16 protein-coding genes and 1 riboswitch are annotated in these 19,936 nt (G+C 57.4%); of the genes, 9 read left to right on the top strand and 7 right to left on the bottom strand.

Features of this window, described 5'->3' with window-relative positions:
• Positions 1-45: 45 nt before the first annotated feature.
• A riboswitch (FMN riboswitch) is annotated at positions 46-248 on the bottom strand.
• 318 nt (positions 249-566) lie between these two features.
• Together LZP73_RS16875 and LZP73_RS16870 are read left to right on the top strand one after the other, a co-directional pair.
• Complete coding sequence (locus LZP73_RS16875) at positions 567-2,687, top strand: S9 family peptidase (protein ID WP_234236125.1); 2,121 nt, start codon at positions 567-569, stop codon at positions 2,685-2,687.
• On the top strand, positions 2,684-2,995 hold the full coding sequence (locus LZP73_RS16870; RefSeq protein WP_326490362.1) for a GIY-YIG nuclease family protein: 312 nt from the start codon (positions 2,684-2,686) through the stop codon (positions 2,993-2,995). The genes LZP73_RS16875 and LZP73_RS16870 overlap by 4 nt, the downstream gene beginning before the upstream one ends.
• Positions 2,996-3,030: 35 nt before the next feature.
• Here the strand turns inward: LZP73_RS16870 and LZP73_RS16865 are convergent, their stop codons facing one another.
• Positions 3,031-3,780, bottom strand: coding sequence for a DUF4097 family beta strand repeat-containing protein (locus tag LZP73_RS16865; RefSeq protein ID WP_234236124.1), 750 nt, complete (start codon positions 3,778-3,780; stop codon positions 3,031-3,033).
• A 360-nt stretch (positions 3,781-4,140) separates the two neighbouring features.
• On the opposite strand from LZP73_RS16865, the gene LZP73_RS16860 reads away from it, so the two are divergent.
• A complete protein-coding gene (locus tag LZP73_RS16860) occupies positions 4,141-5,505 on the top strand; it encodes a hypothetical protein (protein WP_234236123.1) in 1,365 nt (454 codons plus the stop codon).
• 34 nt (positions 5,506-5,539) lie between these two features.
• On the opposite strand, the gene LZP73_RS16855 is transcribed toward LZP73_RS16860, so the two are convergent.
• The 6 genes from LZP73_RS16855 to hslR all read right to left on the bottom strand — a co-directional run bounded on the left by LZP73_RS16855 (position 5,540) and on the right by hslR (position 12,757).
• Positions 5,540-7,432 carry a M14 family metallopeptidase gene (locus LZP73_RS16855; protein WP_234236122.1) on the bottom strand — a complete coding sequence of 631 codons (1,893 nt, stop codon included), beginning with the start codon at positions 7,430-7,432 and terminating at the stop codon, positions 5,540-5,542.
• A 199-nt stretch (positions 7,433-7,631) separates the two neighbouring features.
• Positions 7,632-8,615 carry a hypothetical protein gene (locus LZP73_RS16850; RefSeq protein WP_234236121.1) on the bottom strand — a complete coding sequence of 328 codons (984 nt, stop codon included), beginning with the start codon at positions 8,613-8,615 and terminating at the stop codon, positions 7,632-7,634.
• A 64-nt stretch (positions 8,616-8,679) separates the two neighbouring features.
• Positions 8,680-9,399, bottom strand: coding sequence for a hypothetical protein (locus LZP73_RS16845; RefSeq protein WP_234236120.1), 720 nt, complete (start codon positions 9,397-9,399; stop codon positions 8,680-8,682).
• A gap of 365 nt (positions 9,400-9,764) precedes the next feature.
• Positions 9,765-11,372, bottom strand: a complete 1,608-nt coding sequence (locus LZP73_RS16840) for a phosphoenolpyruvate carboxykinase (RefSeq protein ID WP_267960228.1) — start codon at positions 11,370-11,372, stop codon at positions 9,765-9,767.
• A gap of 110 nt (positions 11,373-11,482) precedes the next feature.
• The gene (gene hslO, locus LZP73_RS16835) at positions 11,483-12,343 is read right to left on the bottom strand and encodes an Hsp33 family molecular chaperone HslO (protein ID WP_234236118.1); all 861 of its coding nucleotides are present in this window, start codon (positions 12,341-12,343) and stop codon (positions 11,483-11,485) included.
• 15 nt (positions 12,344-12,358) lie between these two features.
• The gene (hslR, locus tag LZP73_RS16830; RefSeq protein WP_234236117.1) at positions 12,359-12,757 is read right to left on the bottom strand and encodes a ribosome-associated heat shock protein Hsp15; all 399 of its coding nucleotides are present in this window, start codon (positions 12,755-12,757) and stop codon (positions 12,359-12,361) included.
• A gap of 261 nt (positions 12,758-13,018) precedes the next feature.
• Between hslR and gspC the strand changes: the two genes are divergently transcribed.
• The 6 genes from gspC (at position 13,019) to gspH (ending at position 19,935) form a co-directional block, all read left to right on the top strand.
• Entirely contained in the window at positions 13,019-13,927 is a 909-nt protein-coding gene (gene gspC, locus LZP73_RS16825; RefSeq protein ID WP_234236116.1) for a type II secretion system protein GspC, read from the top strand.
• Positions 13,928-13,945: 18 nt separating this feature from the next.
• Positions 13,946-16,060, top strand: coding sequence for a type II secretion system secretin GspD (gspD, locus tag LZP73_RS16820; RefSeq protein ID WP_234236115.1), 2,115 nt, complete (start codon positions 13,946-13,948; stop codon positions 16,058-16,060).
• Positions 16,053-17,624: a type II secretion system ATPase GspE gene (gene gspE, locus LZP73_RS16815; protein WP_326490361.1), complete on the top strand. Its 1,572-nt coding sequence runs from the start codon at positions 16,053-16,055 to the stop codon at positions 17,622-17,624. The genes gspD and gspE overlap by 8 nt, the downstream gene beginning before the upstream one ends.
• A gap of 3 nt (positions 17,625-17,627) precedes the next feature.
• Positions 17,628-18,851, top strand: a complete 1,224-nt coding sequence (gspF, locus tag LZP73_RS16810) for a type II secretion system inner membrane protein GspF (RefSeq protein ID WP_234236114.1) — start codon at positions 17,628-17,630, stop codon at positions 18,849-18,851.
• 69 nt (positions 18,852-18,920) lie between these two features.
• Positions 18,921-19,355 carry a type II secretion system major pseudopilin GspG gene (gspG, locus tag LZP73_RS16805; protein ID WP_169564887.1) on the top strand — a complete coding sequence of 145 codons (435 nt, stop codon included), beginning with the start codon at positions 18,921-18,923 and terminating at the stop codon, positions 19,353-19,355.
• Between the two features lies 1 nt (position 19,356).
• The gene (gene gspH / locus LZP73_RS16800) at positions 19,357-19,935 is read left to right on the top strand and encodes a type II secretion system minor pseudopilin GspH (RefSeq protein ID WP_234236113.1); all 579 of its coding nucleotides are present in this window, start codon (positions 19,357-19,359) and stop codon (positions 19,933-19,935) included.
• Position 19,936 lies beyond the last annotated feature (1 nt).

Below are 19,936 nucleotides of genomic sequence, written 5' to 3'. Positions count from 1 at the left end.
AGCTGGGCAGCCGGGTTGGCCCAAGTGACGGGCTCGGCTGGCATCTCATATTCTCTTCCATCCGGACTCGGTCAGCAGGACTGCTGAGCATTACCGTCGGCTCTGGAATGGCACCCGAGTTTGCGGGTGAGGCACCAGATCTGCTGACCCCAGGCAAGGCCTGGGCGCTCGCGGGCTTTCATGCTGCAGCTTGAGTTGCAGCCTGATTTACCGCCGGTGGGGAGTTTCACCCCGCCCTGAGAATTGTGCTCCAGCAAGTCCGAATGATGTCATTCGGGCAGGATAAAGCGCGCATATGGTGCACCTTATCCTTGGGGATAACAAGGCAAGGGGGACTTTTAATGGCGGTATGGGTTGCCTCGACTGTAATTTCTGCCTGACGGATTGCACTCGGACACCGCCGCCCTCTATCATGGGCGTCATACCAGGGCCATGCGGGCCTCGATGATGAGCAGGGACAGAGGCAAACACTTTGGCCTCAGCTTTGGGGCCGCAACAGGGAAGGTTCAATGAGACGTTACACTAGTATCTTTGTCATATCACTTTCAGTCATATCGGGTGTCATTATGTCCTTAAGCGCTTGCACTACCTCCGGCCCAGCGACAGTGGCCGCTCCCAGGGCGGAACAGAGGCCCCATCCCATGAGTCTGCATGGGGTAACCCGCAACGATGATTACTATTGGCTGCGGGACGATGCCAGGCAAGATGCGGCGGTAATCGCCCACCTGGAGGCCGAGAATCGCTACGCCGACCAGCAGCTGGCGCCCTTCCAGGGGCTGCGGCAACGCCTGTTCGACGAGTTGGTCGGGCGGCTGGAGACAGACGAGTCGAGTGTGCCTTATCATTGGCAGCGGCATTGGTATTATCGCCGTTATCAGACGGGCGGCGAATACCCCCTCATAGGACGCAAGACCAGCCTGGATGCACCTGAGCAGCTGATGCTGGATGTCAATCTGCGCGCCGCCGGGCATGAATTCTATGGCCTGGGAGGGGTGGCTGTCAGCCCCAATGAGCGCCTGCTGGCCTTCGGCGAAGATACCCTCAGCCGGCGTATTTATCAGATCCATTTTAAAGATCTCGACACGGGCGAACTGCTGGGCGACGTGCTCGAAGGCACAGAGGGGCGGGTCGTCTGGGCCAATGACAATCTGCATCTCTTCTACATAGCCAAAGATCCCCAGACGCTGCTGGGGTTCCAAGTGTTTCGCCATCAACTGGGCACCCCCCAGAAGGAAGACGTACTCGTCTATGAAGAGCAGGACGACACCTTCTACATCTCCCTCGGCAAGAGCCTGGATGGCACCCGGCTGGTGCTGCTGCATGAGAGCACCACCAGCAGCGAAGTCTCGCTGCTCGATGCAGATACTCCTCTGGGCGAGTTCAAGCCCTTCCTGCCGCGGGAAGAAGGCCATGAATATTCCATCGCCAAATTGGGCGACGACTATTATGTGCTGAGTAACTGGCAGGCCACCAATTTCCGCCTGCTGAAGGTGACGGCGAGCGACAGTGCCGACAAGTCCAAGTGGCAACAGGTGTTGCCCTATGCGGCCGATGTCCGCATCGAAGACGTCCTGCTGCTCAAAGACTATCTGGTGCTGCAGACCCGCGAGCTTGGCATCAGCCATATCAGGGTGCATCCCCTGGATGGTGCTGCGCCCTTCGAGCTGGAGTTCGACGAGGCCGCCTATGTGCTGGGGCTGGATGTCAACGCCGAACAGGACACGGATAAGCTGAGGATCTATTACTCCAGCCTGACCACCCCAGAGTCCATATTCGAATACGATCTCGGCCGGCCCGGGGAGCGGCGCCTGCTCAAGCAGGAGCGGGTACTGGGCGGCTTCGATGCGCAGAATTATCGCTCCGAGCGCCTGTTCATCCAGGCCCGTGACGGGGTGCAAGTGCCTGTATCTCTGGTGTATCGCAAGGATAAGTTTCGCAAGGATGGCAGCAATCCCCTGTATCAATATGGCTATGGCGCCTACGGCCACACGGTAGAGCCGGACTTTTCCTCCTCCGTCATCAGCCTGCTGGACAGGGGCGTCGTCTATGCCATAGCCCATGTGCGCGGCAGCGAAATGCTCGGCCGTCCCTGGTATGACGCCGGACGCATGTTCAATAAACAAAATACCTTCAACGACTTTATCGATGTGACCCAGGCACTGACGGAGCAAGGCTATGGCGATAAAGGGCGTGTGCTGGCCGCCGGCGCCAGTGCCGGTGGCCTGTTGATGGGCGCCATCGCCAACCAGGCGCCCGAGCGTTATTTTGCCATCGCCGCCCATGTGCCCTTCGTCGACTTGGTCACTACCATGCTGGACGAGTCACTGCCGCTGACCACCAACGAATATGACGAGTGGGGCAATCCCAACGACAAGGCCAGTTTCGACTATATGCTGAGTTACTCCCCCTATGACGGCGTCAAGCGCCAGGCCTACCCGCATCTGCTGGTGACCACAGGTCTGCATGACTCCCAGGTGCAGTATTTCGAGCCCGCCAAGTGGGTCGCCAAGCTGAGACAATACAAGACGGATAGGCATCAGCTGATCTTCAAGATAGACATGGAAGCCGGGCATGGCGGCAAGAGCGGCCGTTATCGCCAATATGAGGACACGGCGCTCGAGTATGCCTTCTTCCTCGGCTTGTTATTCCCGGATAGTGAAGCGGCTCAGGGGGCGAGCCAGGAATGACCTCAGCCGTCTGGTCGCTATACATGATACGTTGCGCCAACGAGCATCTGTATACGGGGATCACCAAGGATGTCGAACGCCGCTTCCTCGAGCATAGCAGTGGCGGGCCCAGGGCGGCCAAGTACCTGCGTGGCAAGGGACCATTGACCCTGGTGTACCGCGAGGCCGTCGGCAGTCATGGCGATGCCCTGCGGCGGGAACTGGCGCTGAAGAAATTGCCCAGGGCCAAGAAACTGGCACTGCTGGGGGGAAGCGTGCCGGCACCCGGCCTAAGGGGTGGGCAGAAGCGAGCCGGTGACCCGGCATAACCGGGCGGCCGACACGCTCTGCGCCGGGAAGTCTGTCAGGGCCTGCTGACGGCGCCCTTTATCTGGTCGAAGCTGACCTTGCCCGAGCCGGCCTCGAGTATGGTCAGCCCCAAGGTGTTGCTGACCTCTATGTTGCCCGAGCCGTCGCGAATTTTGACCTTGCCCTGAATGTCGCGTATGTCCATGTTGCCCGAACCATCGTCTATCTCTATGTCGCCCGTTACCCGACTTATGTCTATGGCGCCCGAGCCATCTTCTATTTCTATGTCACCCGTTACCTGGCTGATGACTATGGCACCCGAGCCATCATCTATCCTGAGGTTGTTGCCACCGACTATCTTCAGTGCGCCCGAGCCATCCTTGACTCTGATGTCGGCGCTCATGCCTGCTATCTCTATGCCACCCGAGCCGTCGTCCAGCTCGAGTGCCATGGCTGCAGGCAGCTGCACTGTCACATCCATGTAGGGAGAGTCGTAGCTGCCGAAGAAGAAGCCCTTGGCCTGTTTAACATCTGCGACCAGTTTGGCCTTGCCGGCCTGGCGCGCTAGGCTGAAGTCGATCTGTGCCTCGTCGTCGCTGTAGATATCGGCCTTGACCAAGATCTGATTCAGCCCCTCGACACCTTGGATCTCCAGGCTGCCGGCACCTGTCCGGGCGGCCAACACATGGATATCTGCGGCGCTCAGCTGCAGCTCGCGCTGCTGGTGTTCGCTGGCCGCGTTGGCGTTGGCCAGGTAAGAACTCAATGCCACTGTTATGGAGGCTAGTATGGCTGGACCTTTCATGGATTATTCCTCTGTATTCTGTGCCTGGCATGGGGCCTGTGCCCACACCCGGGTGTTCCCTGTCGTTTCTTCCTCGGTTAAAGCACAGAGCGTGCCAAGTTGTAACTATATGATTTAACGCTATAAATATTCTTCATCATGAGTATGGTCGCGTTTTAACAAGCTATCCATGGGACAAAAAACCAAGTTTTAGCGAATTTGCCCATCTTTTTTGCCCGAGTCGCCGCCGATCTGCGGCCATGGCGTTCTGTTGACACCAGGCTGCGGAAGTCTTGCGGCTTTTTACATTGGTTGACACTGATTTACCCGCCACCTGGGTCATAGCAGTGCAAATGTAATTAATGGGTTAATGGAGTGATTATGAAAAGAAAAACAGTTTGCGGTTATCTGGCCCTGCCTTTGATCTGTGCCGCCTTGGTCGGCTGTGGCAGCGACAGTGAGAGTGGCAGTTCAGCTGTGGCCTATGTCCAGTACTATAATGCGTCACCCAACAGCAGGGCCACAGCCCTGGTACTCGACGACTATGAGTATGCCGCCATAGACTTTGCCGATGCCATGCCGAGGTATGAGTACAACACAGGCAATACCGAGGTCAGCATCCTGGGGGCGGATGCCGACGCCGATGAGGTGAGCCTGTATTCGGAAACGCTGAACCTGGCCAGCGACAGCAACCATTTGCTGGTGTTATTGGGTGACTATCTGACACCCGAGTTGCTGGACGTCAGCTATTCGCGCGGCGAGATGGACAGGCTCAATGCCGATACAGACAATGACTACAGCAAGATGCAGCTCCTGGCGGTCAACGCCGCAGCGGATGCCGCGGCGTTCGATGTCTATGTCGCACCTGCGGGGGCGGATTTCTCCCAGGCGCAGATGTTGGGCAGCCTGGCCTATAAGGATTACACGGGCGAGCAGATGTTCGATACCGGCGACTATGTCGCTTACCTGACGGAGGCCGGCAGCACCAAGATCCTCTATACCACAGGGATCATGGATTTCAGCAATGAAACCGTCTACAAGCTGGTGATCCGCGCCAGTTTCGGTGCGGGTGAGCTCAAGATCACCCTGGACAGTGTCGACTCCACCAGTACTCCGGTGAACTATGCCGCCCTGGAAGCCGTCGCCGAATACCGGGTCTACAACGGTCTGGCGGATAAGCAGATAGATGTGCGACTCGCCAGCAAGCAGGAGAGCCAATACCTCTATGATGTCGCGCCCGGGGCAGTGACCGACTTCAGCCAGACGGCGTTCGACGATTATGGCATCACAGTGGCCGACAGTAACTCCAAGGCTGGCTTGTTCGATAACCTGCTGGTGACCTTCAATCAGGATGAGAGCAAGTCTGTGTTGATCTACGCCGATGCCGATGGTCAGACCCGGGGCATGGTGATAGCCCATGACTGGCGCCCCAGGGCCTTCGAGTACAAGGTGGATATTGCCAACCTTGCCAGCGACTATGATGACTTGAAGGTGTATTTCGTGCGCGCCTCAGAAACCATAGACACGGCCGCCTACAGCCTGGGGGACTTGGACTTTGCCGAGCAGGCCAGCATCACGCTGCCCGCCGACGACTATGAGATCAACATAGTGCATAAGGCCGACAACGGCACCCTCACCCTGGTATATCAATCTTCGGCCATAGCCCTGGATGGGAGCAGCAATTACAGCCTGGTGCTGACCAGGGACGAGGCCAGTCCTCTGGGGCATAAGCTGGCCTTGCTGTAAGCCGCATCGAGTCCGGCTGCTGGCGCCAGCTTCCTCAACGGGCCTTGAGGACCGGGTAAGTCAGGTACTGGGCATCATAATAGGGGCTGCGCTCATAAAACCAGCGCAGCCTTGCCTTGGGATCGGCGGCGAACTCGGGGTCTGCCAATGCCTGGTCGAACTCCTGTTTGAGGCGGGGATCCTGTGCCAGCATCTTGGCCGCCAGAGGTTCTACCGCATAATCCTCTATATATTCGGTGCGGGTAAACACGGGATTGAACAAGCCCCACTGAAACAGGGAATCCGCTGACTGGGGCTCCAGCAACATGATGGCCAGATCCCCCAGGGGTTGGTCCGTGCTTATCTTCATGGTCCCGGGGACTAAGGTGCGGGTGACCCGGTCGAGTTTGACATCGGCACTGACTCTTTGGTGCCCCTCGTAATCCCGGGGGGCAAATTTGGGCTCGCCCAGACTGTATTGCTGCAATTGCAGCGTCTGCGGCTGGGTCAAGGGCGTCATGCGTATGCCATGCAAGCGCAACTTGGCTATCACCTGGGTCCACTGTGGCGGCACATAATAGGCCGAGGGGCGGACTATCTTGATGTCGGCCACTGTATCACCGAACACAGGCAAGTTAGGGTAGAGCCTGGGGGTGCCGAGCCAGCGCACCACAGGGGCTCCGCTGATGGGGCTCTGCTCCAGGCGATAGTCTATGCCCTTGAAGTCCCAGCCCTGCTCCTGGGGGGCGCTCTTCCAGGTCAGGGTGACCAGCGGCGAGGCGCGGTACTTATCTTCCTGAATGGCCGACTTGAGGCGGGTGGCCTGCGCGCCGACGGTTTTCAGCGTCTGCTCCAGCATGACATAGGTGCCCAGCACCCGCTGTTTGAAGGGCTTGAGGCTATGGTTTTCTATCAGTATGGTGGGCAGATGGCGGGCGTCGCCATAGCCGTTGGAAAACCTCGGGCCGGCGCGCCACAGGGACATGCCCTTAGACAGATCGCCGTTGTCCAGGGCGAAGATGAGCCTCCCAGGTATGTGTCCCTTGGCCGTCAGTGCGGCTTCGACAGCGGGTCTATAGTTATTTTCCAGCCACAGGTAACTCGCCGGACTCAGGCCCTTGGGCAGGTTATAGCCGAAGGTGACATCGTATTGATAGTCTATGCCGTCGGTCACATGCACATCTATGTAGAGCTCCGGCTGCCAGAGGTTGATGGCCGTCAGCATGTGCTGCATCTCCAGGGTATCTGCCTTGGTATAGTCGCGGTTCAGATTGAGGTTGTTGGCCGTGGTGCGCCAGCCCAGTTTCACCGGACCACGCTGGTTGACCCTGTTGTATGCGCCACTGCGCTCGTGGGCGTCGACGCTGAAGATGGGCACCAGCAGCAGGTTGGCCTTGTCGAGCAACCCGGCCTTGTCACCCAACACCAGGTCCCTGAGCAGCATCATGCCGGCATCTTTGCCGTCGATCTCCCCTGCGTGTATTCCCGCCTGGACCAAGACACTGGGCTTGCCGTTGCGTTTCAGACTGACGGGGTCGGCCGCACCCTCGCTCGATGCGACAAGCATCCAGATATCCCGCCCCTGGGGGCTCTTGCCCAGGCTGACCTTCTGCAGCTTGTCGCTCCGGGCGACCAGCTTATCCAGCCAGGCGAAGGTGTCATCATAGCTGGGGCTCTCCAGTCCGCGGCTCTGCTCGAATGGGGTCGCCCAGGCCGCTTCCGGTGCCAGCATCAGGGCCTCACTGGCGCCATGCCACTCTGAGTGCGGCGGCAATATGGCATCATTGGTGAAAGTGGCGTCAGCCAGGGGGGCAGCGGTCTGCACGGTGGCAAGATCCGGCGCCGCCAAGGTTTCCAAGGCCAGGGTTTCCGAGGCCAGGGCCGGGCCAACCGCCGAGATAGAGGCAAGCAGGGTCGCGACCAGGGTGGGGAAGGAGAAGAGGCGCATGGGCAGGTGTCCGGTGATGGCGTTATATTGGATTGATATCTTTCATTAAAAGCACTGAGAGTGCAAGGGAGTCGGCTGGATAATGCGGCTTGAATCGACGCGCCGAATTCAACCTGGGCTTGCAGTGTCCGTTTCCTAAATACCCTATGCCGTACGGGGCGCAGCTTGGTGTCAGCCCATGTGGCAGGCCAAGCAGAGGTTATTGCTTGGATACGGGCTGTGGGGCGGCATGGAGCAAAGGCTGCTTGTAAACCTGGCCCCCTGGTAGCGCCTGGACGGCTGCCGGCTTGGCATCCGGCTGGGGGTTGAGCGCCTGTAGGGTGATGAAGGTATCCCGGGAGTCTTGTTCACTGCTGAAACTCATCCATACCCGCTGGGCACCATCGCCCTGGAATTGGATGCTGAGGTATTGAGGCAATTCCCCCTGTGACGGCTGCTCGACGCGATAATCCTGATCTCGCTTGACTGAGCCGAGCGCAGTGATGAGTGAAGTGACGAAGGCTTGTGCATCGACAGCCGGGTTAACTATGTAGATCACTGCGCTATGCTGCTGGAATTGAATGACGAGGGATTGATTGTATTTGTTCTCCAGGGTGAGTTGATACCAGGAGCATTCGGGTACCGCATAGTCGCGGCTGTGTTTCAGCAATGGCGAAGGCTTGCCATTACCCGGCAGGCGCCTGTTGCGCAAGCCCTCTGTGTTGGTCGGCATGTCGACGCTGCCAATGCAGCACTCGATACTGCCGCTGCTCGTCTGAGTGATTGCCGCCGAAATAGTGGTGGTATCCCGGCCTGATACCAGCACCAGAGAGGCGGGGCCTTGATTGCCCTCGGTCCCGGGCACAGTGACAGTCACAGGCGGCTGCGAGTTGCTCCACACCAGGGTCACGTCGACATTGTGATCGCTGGCCGAGCTGTTGTACAGGAACAGGCAGTACAATTGCCCCGACTTGAGTGTACTGCAGACGGCGGTTTCGCCTTGGCTAAGGTTGATCAGCCGGCCATCGTCCCAATCGATGAGATTGTCGTCTTGGGTGGCGGGCATGGCCCAGGCATCGAGGAAGTCATAGTTGTGGCAGCAGCTCAGCATGCCGGTGGCGGCCAGCCCCAGGGAGAGCCGCAGAAAGGCTCGGCGCGGAATATCAGGTCGCAAGTCATCTTTGGGGGGGATAAGATTTTTCATAAATAAATCAGGCACCTTTTCGATGCCTGATCCATTCATTGGCGCACATTTTCACTGACGTCAGTTACATGTACTGAGCCGCGATGGAGGAGTTGTTTGAATTTTGACCGCTGTCGGCATTCATCCACACCTTTTGCTGGCCATTGCCCTGATCTTGATAGGTGATGGTCTGAGGTGTCGAATCCGACTTCACTATCTGATAAGAGCCAAGGCCGGGCGCGCCTTCTTTCACCGAGCCCGTTGGCACTATCACAGTGGCAGGATCACCGACAGGATTGTTGATGAACACATTCAGGTAGTTTTCGGTGAATTGGGTCGAGATGAACTGAGTCACAGGACTGTTGAGCGTCAATTGGTACCATTGGCTCTTGGGCACGGCATAATAACGGTAACACTTGTCATAATGCTGTTGTTCGCCATTGAAAGGCAAGGACTGATTGTTCAGGCCAGAGGTATTGGTCGGCATACCGACGCTGCCTAACCAAGCGGTCACTTTCGAACCTTGCTGCTGACTGGTAATCGAAATAGAGACCGTTTGGGTATCTGTGCCTGAGACCAGAGCCAGGGCCGCCAAGCCCATGTTGCCCGTGGTGCCTGGTACTGTCACTGTTTTTGGTGGGTAGAGGTTACCAATGTTGACGTTGACCCCTATGTTGGCATCTTCGCCTGCCGAGTTGTAGAGAAAAACCGCGTAAAGCTGTCCCTGCTTCAGATTGGCACAGGTCAAGGTGTCACCACCCGTCAGTGTCGATACTGCACCATCATTCCAGTTTATTTCACTCATGACTAATTCCTTTTGAGTTGTGGACCAGGTAAAAATTCCCATTTTCCGGAAGTTTCAGGTCCGACGTAACACCATGTCACGCTTGCAAGTTTGCTTGAGTTGCCGTCAAGGATTGTGGCCGCAAGACGCTAGCGTGCGGTCAGTCCTTGGACAGAAAAATTGTAGGTAGTAATTCCCGGTTGTGCCGAGTTTTTCAGGATAATTTTCATTCGGCTTAAGTGTCCCGGCCTGGAAAATCCGCACAACCCACTGTTGCAGCGTTAGATTTCAGGATAGATGGGTAAGCTTGTCGATGGACCCGGATGACAGCCATAAAAAATCCCGGCGCTGTGGCCGGGATTGTTAATACTGACTACAGGGCGTGACTAGCGCTTGGGGCCGGCATTTTTGATCGCATCAGACACCTGATACTTGGCGAAGTTGTTACTGAAGGCTTCGGCCAGTTGCTGGGCGTATTCGGCATACAGGGCCTTGTCTTCCCAGGTGTTGATCGGGTTGAGCAGCTGGCTGTCGACGCCAGGGATAGCCACAGGCACAGCCAGGTTCAGTTGCTCCAGGTGCTCTGTCTCGGCGGTTTTGAGCGAGCCATTGACTATGGCATCGACTATCGCACGGGTAGTAGGTATGTCGAATCTCTTGCCTATGCCGTGTGGGCCGCCGGTCCAACCCGTGTTGACCAGATAGACCTGGCTGCCGAAAGAGGCTATGCGCTGCATCAACAGCTCGGCATAGACACCGGCAGGGCGTGGGAAGAAAGGCGCGCCGAAACAGGTAGAGAAGGTCGATTGGATGGCCGATGTCGAGCCTACCTCGGTAGAACCTACCTTGGCCGTGTAACCGGACAGGAAGTGATAGGCGGCCTGTTCCTTGGTCAGGATAGACACGGGCGGCAAGACGCCGGAGACGTCACAGGTCAGGAACACCACAGCATGGGGCTCGGCGCCGCAGTTGTCTTCCTTGCGCTGGGCAATGTGTTCCAGCGGGTAGGCGGCGCGGGTGTTCTCCGTCAGGCTGGCATCCTTATAGTCAGGTACCCGCTTGTTGTCCATGACCACGTTTTCCAGCACTGTGCCGAAACGTATGGCATCCCAGATCACCGGCTCGTTCTTCTGGCTCAGGTCGATACATTTGGCGTAGCATCCGCCTTCTATGTTGAACACCCCACCCGGTGCCCAGCCGTGTTCGTCGTCGCCTATCAGGAAGCGCTTGGGATCGGCCGACAGTGTCGTCTTGCCCGTGCCGGACAGGCCGAAGAAGAGGGTGGTATCGCCATCCGCGCCGACGTTGGCCGAGCAATGCATGGGCAACACGCCTTTGGCGGGCAGCAGGAAGTTTTGCACCGAGAACATGGATTTCTTCATCTCACCCGCGTACTTCAGACCGGCGAGCAGCACCTTGCGTTCGGCGAAGTTGAGGATCACTGCTGCGTCCGAGTTGGTGCCGTCACGTTCAGGCACGCATTCGAAGCCAGGGGCGTTGATGATCTGCCAGCAAGCCTTGTCCCCTTTGTTGAACTTTTCCGGGACTATGAACAGGTTGCGGGCAAACAGCTGGTGCCAGGCGTATTCAGTGGTGACCCGTACCGGCAGGTAGTGGACGGGATCTGCACCGACTTCGAGTTCTGAAACGAATAACTCCTTATCGGCCAGATAGGCCTCGACCCGACCCCAAAGGGCGTCGAATGCACCGGCATCGAAGGCCTGGTTGACCGGGCCCCATTCGATATCATGCTGGGTGCCGGCTTCTTTGACTATGAAACGATCGCCGGGGGAACGGCCGGTGCGGTTGCCTGTGTTGGCTACCAGGGCGCCATCGGCCGTGAGTTGGCCTTCGCCTCGCTGCAGCGCCAGCTCGACCAGCTGTGCCGTCGAACAGTTAAGGTGTACGCGGTGTAGTTCATCCGCCATGAGTAAGGTCTCCATCTTATGTAGGTGAGTATATCGGTCTGCTTGCCGATTTTGGTTTGCGCTCAGGGGCTTCCTGTAGCGAAATTGATTGTAACTTAAGCGGGATGAATGTGTGAGCGGGAAGTTCAGGCGTCATAAAAAAGGACGCCAGATGGCGTCCTTTCAGTTGAGCAAGGTTACTGTTTCGTTGCCGGTGCCGGCGTATCTGCGAAGATACCTTCGACATCTATGCTGTCGAAGGCATAGCGGCTGTTGCAATATTCACAGTCCATGCGGATCTTGCCTTCCTCGGCCAGAATGGCATCTATCTCGGCCTTATCCAGGGTACGTATGGCGGCGGCGCTGCGCTCCCGTGAGCAGCTGCACTTGAAGCTGACCTCTATGGGATCGAACAAGCGCACCTCTTCCTGATGATACAGGCGATGCAGCACTTCTTCGGCTTCAAGGTCGAACAGCTCTGTGGCCTTCACAGTGGCGGTCAGTTGGCTCAAATGGTCGAAGTCCTCGGCGTGATCCGACTCGCTCGGCAGCACCTGCAACAACATGCCTGCGGCCTGCTTGCCGTCGGCAAACAGCCAGATGCGGGTAGGCAGCTGCTCGGACTGGGTGAAATAGTCTTCCAGACAGGCGGCCAGATCTGCCTTATCCAGGGCGACCACGCCCTGATAACGCTCGCCCTGATCCGGCGTCAGGGTGATCACCATATAGCCCTTGCCAAACAATTGTTCCAGACTGGCATCGTCGCTCGGCTCGCCGCTCCAACGCGCCACACCGCGCAGCTGCTGCAGGTTGTTGCCGTTGATCACCGCCAGGGAGACGGGACCATCGCCCTGCAGCTGGACGCTGATGTCGCCGCTGAACTTAAGGGTGGCGGTGAGCAGTGAGGTGGCGGCCATCAGCTGACCCAGAAGGGTCTGCAATACCTTGGGATACGCGTGGGCGGCCAGCATCTGTTGATAGCTTTGCTCCAGCTGCACCAGTTCGCCACGCACATCGGCGTTGTCAAACAGGTAGCGGTGTAAAATATCTTTGCTCATTTGAACTCTCACTGGTTAGATGTCTCTAAAACGTGTCAGCTGTCGCCGTTGTTTCTTGTCCGGCTTATGGTCCGGCGCCGGGTTGTTCAGCATGTTAAGCCGCCTGGCCTCGGCGTTAATCTGGCGTTTGGCCTGACTCTCGGCCGTTTCCTCGTATAAGGTCTGGGCCACGGTGGCACTCTGGCGTTGCTGGGATAAATTCAGTATGACGATCTCTTTTTCGTCATATCCCTGGCGTATCCTGAGCCGCGCGCCTACTTCGGCCAGTTTGCTGGATTTAGTGCGTTGGCCGTTATAGTGTACCTTGCCGCCGTTGATCATCTCTTTGGCTATGGCCCGGGTCTTGTAAAACCTGGCCGCCCAGAGCCACTTATCGAGTCTGATACTTGTGCTATCGTTATGACTGTCGGTCATGGTTCCTCCAACGGGCTCGGGGCGAGTGTCGGTTTGCCGTGGCGGTCAGCGGGTTGTGATTTTCAGTCATGAAGCTCATGCTCTGACGATATCACGCTTCCCATGCCTCGATGGCGCGCAAAGTTAGCATAATTGGTTAAATATCGCCAATGCTAGTGGTGTTATGGGCTTGTTGCGCTAAGCCAGCTAGGTTAGCATGTGGCAGGATTTGTTAAATTATTATAATCAGAACAGAGACCTGTATCGAGGGTCCAAATAAATATGGATATATTAGATAAGATTATCGCCAAAGCTGCCGGGGTCCCCCACAGAGCCTTGAGCCAGATCGTGTTCTGGCTGGGGCTCATTCTCGCCTTGTATCTGGCAGCCCAGATCAGCTGGAAACTCGTCCCCAATTCCCAACGGACAGGCAACTGGTCGCCAAGCCCCCAAAGCGTGGGCCAGGGCACTAAGGTTGACATAGGGGAGGTGTTGCAATTGGGTTTGTTCGGTAAGGCAGGTCAATCCGATAAACCTAAGGTCGAGCCGGTGGAAACTGTGACGGATGCGCCCAAGACCTCGCTGTCGATCCAGCTCACCGGCGTGGTGGCCTCCACCGCCGAGCAGAAGGGCCTGGCGGTGATAGAGTCCGCCGGCAGCCAGGAAACCTATGGCCTGGGGGATAAGATCAAGGGCACTTCGGCATCGCTCAAGGAAGTCTATGCCGATCGCATCATCATCACCAACGCCGGGCGTTATGAAACCCTGATGCTCGACGGCCTCAAGTATACCAGTCAGAGCCAGGTCAACGAACAGTTGCAGCAAGCCAAGGGCAACAGGGTGCAGCGGGTCGATCGCCGCCGCGACAGTGAAGTCACCCAGGAGTTGGCCGAGTCCCGCGAAGAGCTGTTGGCCGACCCGAGCAAGATCACCGACTACCTGGCGATATCCCCGGTAAAACAGGGGGATGAGCTGGTAGGTTACAGATTGAATCCGGGCAAGGATGCGGCGCTGTTCAAGCAAGCCGGTTTTCAGCCCAATGACTTGGCCAAGTCTATCAATGGTTACGATCTGACCGAAATGAGTCAGGCGTTGGAAGTTATGGCACAGTTGGCCGAATTGACGGAAGTGTCCATCATGGTCGAGCGTGATGGGCAACTGGTCGAGATCATGTTTAGTTTGCCGCAATAAAGCAGGGGAAGAAGAAGAATGAACAAGAAAGTGAACCGCCGCAAGCTAATCGCCGCAGTCGTCGCCGGGGCCAGCATGCTCGCCTCGCAGCTGGTGTGGGCCGAGCAATATGCGGCGAACTTCAAAGGCACCGACATTCAGGAATTCATCAACATAGTCGGCAAGAACCTCAATAAAACTATCATAGTAGATCCTACCATAAGGGGTAAGATCAACGTCCGCAGCTATGACTTGCTCAACGATGAACAATATTATCAATTCTTCCTCAATGTGCTGCAGGTCTATGGCTATGCCGTGGTCGAGGTGGATAACAGCATCATCAAGATCATCAAGGATAAGGATGCCAAGACGGCGGCGATCCGGGTTGCCGACGATGCCAAGCCCGGCATAGGCGATGAGATGGTGACCCGCATAGTGGCCCTGTATAACACTGAGGCCAAACAGCTGGCCCCCCTGTTGCGCCAACTCAACGATAATGCCGGCGGCGGTAACGTGGTCAACTATGATCCCTCCAACGTGCTGATGATCTCCGGCCGTGCCGCCGTGGTGAATAAGCTGGTGGAGATAGTGCGCCGGGTCGACAAGCAGGGCGATACCGCAGTGCAGGTGGTGCCGCTGGAATACGCTTCTGCCGGGGAAATGGTGCGTATCATAGATACCCTCTACCGTGCCTCAGCCAACCAGGCACAGATGCCGGGTCAGGCCCCCAAGGTGGTGGCAGATGAAAGGATCAACGCCGTCATCGTCAGTGGCGACGAGAAGAGCCGCCAGCGGGTGGTGGAGCTGATCCATAAGCTGGATGCCGAGCAGGCCAGCACGGGCAATACCAAGGTAAGGTATTTGCGCTATGCCAAGGCGGAAGACCTGGTCGAAGTGCTGACGGGTTTTGCCCAGAAACTGGAAGACAGCAAAGACGGCGGCGCCAAGGCAGGCAATAAGCGTCGCAACGAAATCAACATCATGGCCCATGTCGACACTAATGCCCTGGTGATCAGCGCCGAGCCGGATCAGATGCGTACCATAGAGAGCGTCATCAATCAGCTGGACATACGCAGGGCTCAGGTGCTGGTCGAGGCCATCATAGTCGAAGTGGCCGAGGGCGACGATGTCGGCTTCGGGGTACAGTGGGCAACCACTGCCGGTGGCGGCACCCAGTTCAATAACCTGGGGCCAACCATAGGCGAAGTCGGCGCTGGCGTGTGGAGTGCCAGAGACAAGAAGGCTTCGCAGACCTGTAGCGGTGCCGGCGATAACCAGAATTGTACCAACAACCCTGATACCCCGGGCGATATCACCCTGCTGGCGCAAGCCCTCGGCAAGGTCAATGGCATGGCCTGGGGCCTGGCCAGGGGGGACTTCGGCGCGCTGATCCAGGCGATCTCCAGCGACACCAAGTCGAACGTGCTGGCAACCCCGTCCATCACCACTCTGGATAACCAGGAAGCCTCCTTCATAGTCGGCGACGAAGTGCCTATTCTGACCGGCTCTACCGCCAGCTCCAGCAACAGCAACCCCTTCCAGACGGTCGAACGTAAGGAAGTGGGGGTCAAGCTCAAGGTGGTGCCTCAGGTCAACGAAGGCAACGCGGTCAAGCTGACCATAGAGCAGGAAGTGTCCGGCATCAACGGCAAGACAGGGGTCGACGTGACCTTCGCGACCCGTCGTCTGACCACGACCGTGATGGCCGACTCGGGCCAGATAGTGGTACTCGGGGGGCTTATCAACGAGGAAGTGCAGGAGAGCATACAGAAGGTTCCGCTTTTGGGTGACATTCCCTTCATCGGCCATCTGTTCAAGTCTTCCTCCAGCGGCAAGAAGAAGAAGAACCTCATGGTGTTCATCAAGCCGACCATCATCCGTGATGGCATGACCATGGAAGGCATCGCCGGCCGTAAGTACAACTATTTCAGGGCGTTGCAGCTGGAGCAACAGGAGCGCGGCATCAACCTCATGCCTAATACCCAGGTGCCTGTGCTGCCGGAATGGAGCCAGGAAGCCTATCTGCCGCCGGAAGTGAATAACATTCTCGAGCGCTATAAAGAGGGTAAGGGCCTGGATACCCATATGCGCGAAACCGATCCCGCCTTGAAGGTCATCAACGACACTAAAGTGAAAGATCAGTCCCATGAGTGATATAGAACTAGCCCAAGGCGAGGATCTCGCCGCCGTCAGCAACGAGCTGACGCTGGGGATGGATGCCGAAGGGGATGAAGTATTTCATTCCACCAGCAAGGAACGTTTGCCCTTCGCCTTCGCCCACAGATACGAAGTGGTCTTGTCCAGGGGCGAGCAGGATGCCCTCAGCCTCTTCTATACGGATAATACCCCGGTCGCCGCCCTGCTCGAGGTGCGGCGCTACGCCGGCGTCGAGTTGCCCCTGGTGAAAATTGAGGCCAGTAAATTCGAAGCCAAGCTGACCCAGGCCTACCAGGCCAACTCTTCCGAAGCCCAGCAGCTGATGGAAGACATAGGCAACGAGATGGATCTCTTCACCCTGGCGGAAGAATTACCCCAGACCGAAGACTTGCTCGAAGGCGACGATGATGCACCAATAATCAAGCTTATCAACGCCTTGCTGTCTGAAGCCATCAAGGAAGAGGCCTCGGATATCCATATCGAAACCTATGAGAAGCAGCTGGTGGTGCGTTTCAGGGTCGATGGGGTGCTCAAGGAAGTGCTCAAGCCCAACCGCAAGCTGTCATCACTGCTGGTGTCGCGGATCAAGGTCATGGCCAGGCTCGACATAGCAGAGAAACGCGTGCCCCAGGATGGCCGTATCTCGTTGCGTATCGGTGGCCGTGCCGTCGATGTGCGGGTGTCGACCATGCCATCCAGCCATGGCGAGCGTGTGGTGCTGCGTCTGTTGGACAAGAATGCGGGCAATCTCGACTTGCAACAATTGGGGATGACAGAGAGTATCAGGGTGCAGTTTGACGAATTGATACGCAAGCCCCATGGCATCATCTTGGTCACAGGCCCCACAGGCTCGGGCAAGAGTACTACCCTGTATGCCGGCCTGACAGAGATCAACTCCAAAGACACCAATATCCTCACGGTCGAAGATCCCATAGAGTATGAACTCGAGGGCATAGGCCAGACTCAGGTCAATACCAAGGTAGACATGACCTTCGCCCGCGGGCTGAGGGCCATACTGCGTCAGGATCCCGATGTGGTCATGATAGGGGAGATCCGCGATCTGGAAACGGCGCAGATCGCGGTGCAGGCCTCCTTGACGGGCCACCTGGTGATTTCCACCCTGCATACCAATACCGCCTCCGGCGCCATCACACGTCTGCAGGACATGGGGGTCGAGCCCTTCCTGGTGTCATCCAGTTTGCTCGGGGTCCTGGCCCAGAGGTTGATCCGTACCCTGTGTCCCAAGTGCAAGACGGCCCATGTACCAGACGAGCGTGAGCGCGAGTTGCTGGGGATGGCGAGTGACGATCAGCGCCATATATTCCGTGCCAATGGCTGCAAGGCCTGTGGCAATAACGGTTACCGTGGCCGTACCGGCATACATGAACTCCTGTTGGTGGACGATACAGTGCGTGAGTATATTCACGGCGGTCGTGGCGAGCTGGCGATCGAGAAATACATACGCAAGCGTGTGCCCAGCATCAGGCATGATGGCATGAGCAAGGTCCTGGCGGGGATCACCACTTTGGAAGAAGTGTTGCGCGTCACCCGCGAGGAATAACCCATGCCGGCATTCGAATATAAGGCCTTGGATACCAAGGGCAAGCAACAGAAGGGGGTGATCGAAGCCGATACCGCCAGGCATGCCCGCAGCCAGCTCAGGGAGCAAAGGCTGATGCCTCTGGATATTCAGCCTGTGACCGAGAAGGAAGCGCGGGCCAAGCGTGGCGGCTTCAGCCTGTTCAAGCGGGGGATCAGCGTCGCCGAATTGGCGCTGATCACCCGCCAGATAGCCACCCTGGTGGCGGCGGGGCTGCCGATCGAAGAATCACTCAAGGCGGTGGGGCAGCAATGTGAGAAAGATCGCCTCGCCAGCATGATAATGGCGGTGCGCTCCCGGGTGGTCGAAGGTTATAACCTGGCCGACTCCATGGCGGAATTTCCGCATATCTTCGACGATCTCTATCGTGCCATGGTGGCTTCGGGTGAGAAATCCGGTCATCTGGAAGTGGTGCTTAACCGGCTCGCCGACTACACGGAGCGGCGCCAGCAGCTCAAGAGCAAGCTGACCCAGGCGATGATTTACCCGATAGTGCTGACCACAGTCGCCATAGGGGTGATCTCCATACTGCTGGCGGCCGTGGTGCCCAAGGTGGTCGGCCAGTTCGAACACATGGGGGCCGAGTTGCCCGGCAGCACTCAGTTCCTGATCGCCGCCTCCGACTTCGTACAGTCCTACGGCCTGTTGGTGCTGGCGGCCCTGGTGATCTTCTTCGCCCTGTTCAGACGCATGCTGTTGCAACCTGCATTCAGGATGAAATATGACAGTGCATTGCTGAATATGCCCGTGATAGGTAAAGTCAGTAAAGGGCTGAACACGGCGCGCTTCGCCCGTACCCTGAGCATACTGTCGGCAAGTTCTGTGCCTCTGCTCGACGGCATGCGTATCGCCAGCGAGGTGTTGCAGAATGTCCGGGTCAGAAGCGCGGTGGATGAGGCGACGGCCAGAGTCAGGGAGGGGACCAGCCTGGGAACTGCGTTGACCAATACCAAGCTCTTTCCCGCCATGATGCTCTACATGATAGCCTCGGGCGAGAAAAGCGGTCAGCTGGAGCAGATGCTCGAGCGGGCGGCCGACAACCAGGACAGAGAGTTCGAGTCCAATGTGACTATCGCCCTCGGGGTGTTTGAGCCTATGCTGGTGGTGAGCATGGCGGCGGTGGTGTTGTTCATCGTGATGGCTATCTTGCAACCCATATTGGCGTTGAATAACCTGATCAGTGGTTGAGGCCATAAGCCCTCAACCCAAGCGGCACGCAAACTGAGTAAGACATTATTTTTATTGAGGAAGTAGTAAATGCAAAACGCAAACAGACAGAAAGGCTTTACCCTGTTGGAAGTCATGGTGGTGATAGTGATCCTGGGGATCCTGGCCTCCATGGTCGTCCCTAACCTCATGGGTAACAAAGACAAGGCAGATCAGCAGAAGGCGGTGTCTGACATAGTGGCCTTGGAGAATTCGCTCGACATGTATAAGTTGGATAATGGCATTTACCCCAGCACAGAGCAGGGACTCGAGGCGCTGGTGCAGAAGCCAAGCATCTCTCCCGAGCCGCGTAATTACCGCGAAGGTGGCTATGTGAAGCGTTTGCCACAGGATCCATGGCGCAACGATTATCTGCTGTTGAGCCCGGGCGAGAACGGCAAGATAGACATCTTCAGTGCCGGTCCCGACAATCAGCCGGGCACAGAGGATGACATAGGCAACTGGAATCTGCAGAATTTCCAATAAGATGAATAATTCGCGCCAGGCAGGCTTTACCCTGATGGAAGTGCTGCTGGTGGTGCTGCTGATGGGGTTGACGGCGGCGGCCGTCACCATGTCCATGGGCAACTCAGGCCCCAAGCAGCTGCTGGAGCGGTCGGCGCAGCAATTTATCGCCGCCACCGAGATGGTGCTCGACGAGACGGTGCTGAGCGGCCAGTTTCTCGGCATAGTGGTAGAGAAAGACAGCTATAAATTTGTTGTCTATGACGACGAAGGCAAGTGGCAACCGCTGGAACAGGACAGGCTGTTGGCCGAGAAAACCATGAAGCCTGGGGTCGAGTTGGATCTGGTGCTCGATGGCTTGCCTCTGGTGCAGGAGGATGAAGAAAAGACCTCCTGGTTCGACGAGCCGCTGATCGAGGCAAGCGCGGAGGAGAAGAAGCTGCACCCAGAGCCTCAGGTGCTGCTGTTTCCCAGCGGCGAGATGAGTGCCTTCGAGCTGGCTTTCAGGATGAAGGACGACCAGGGCCGGCTGACCGAAGTGCTGGTGGTGGGCGATGCGCTGGGTCGATTGACCCTGGGAAGGCCAAATGAGCAGGATTAAC

Origin of the sequence: Shewanella sp. AS16, assembly GCF_021412365.1 — a bacterium.
Lineage (GTDB): Bacteria > Pseudomonadota > Gammaproteobacteria > Enterobacterales > Shewanellaceae > Shewanella > Shewanella salipaludis.
Note: the sequence above shows the minus strand (reverse complement) of the source record. Positions and strands in the feature narration are given on the sequence as shown.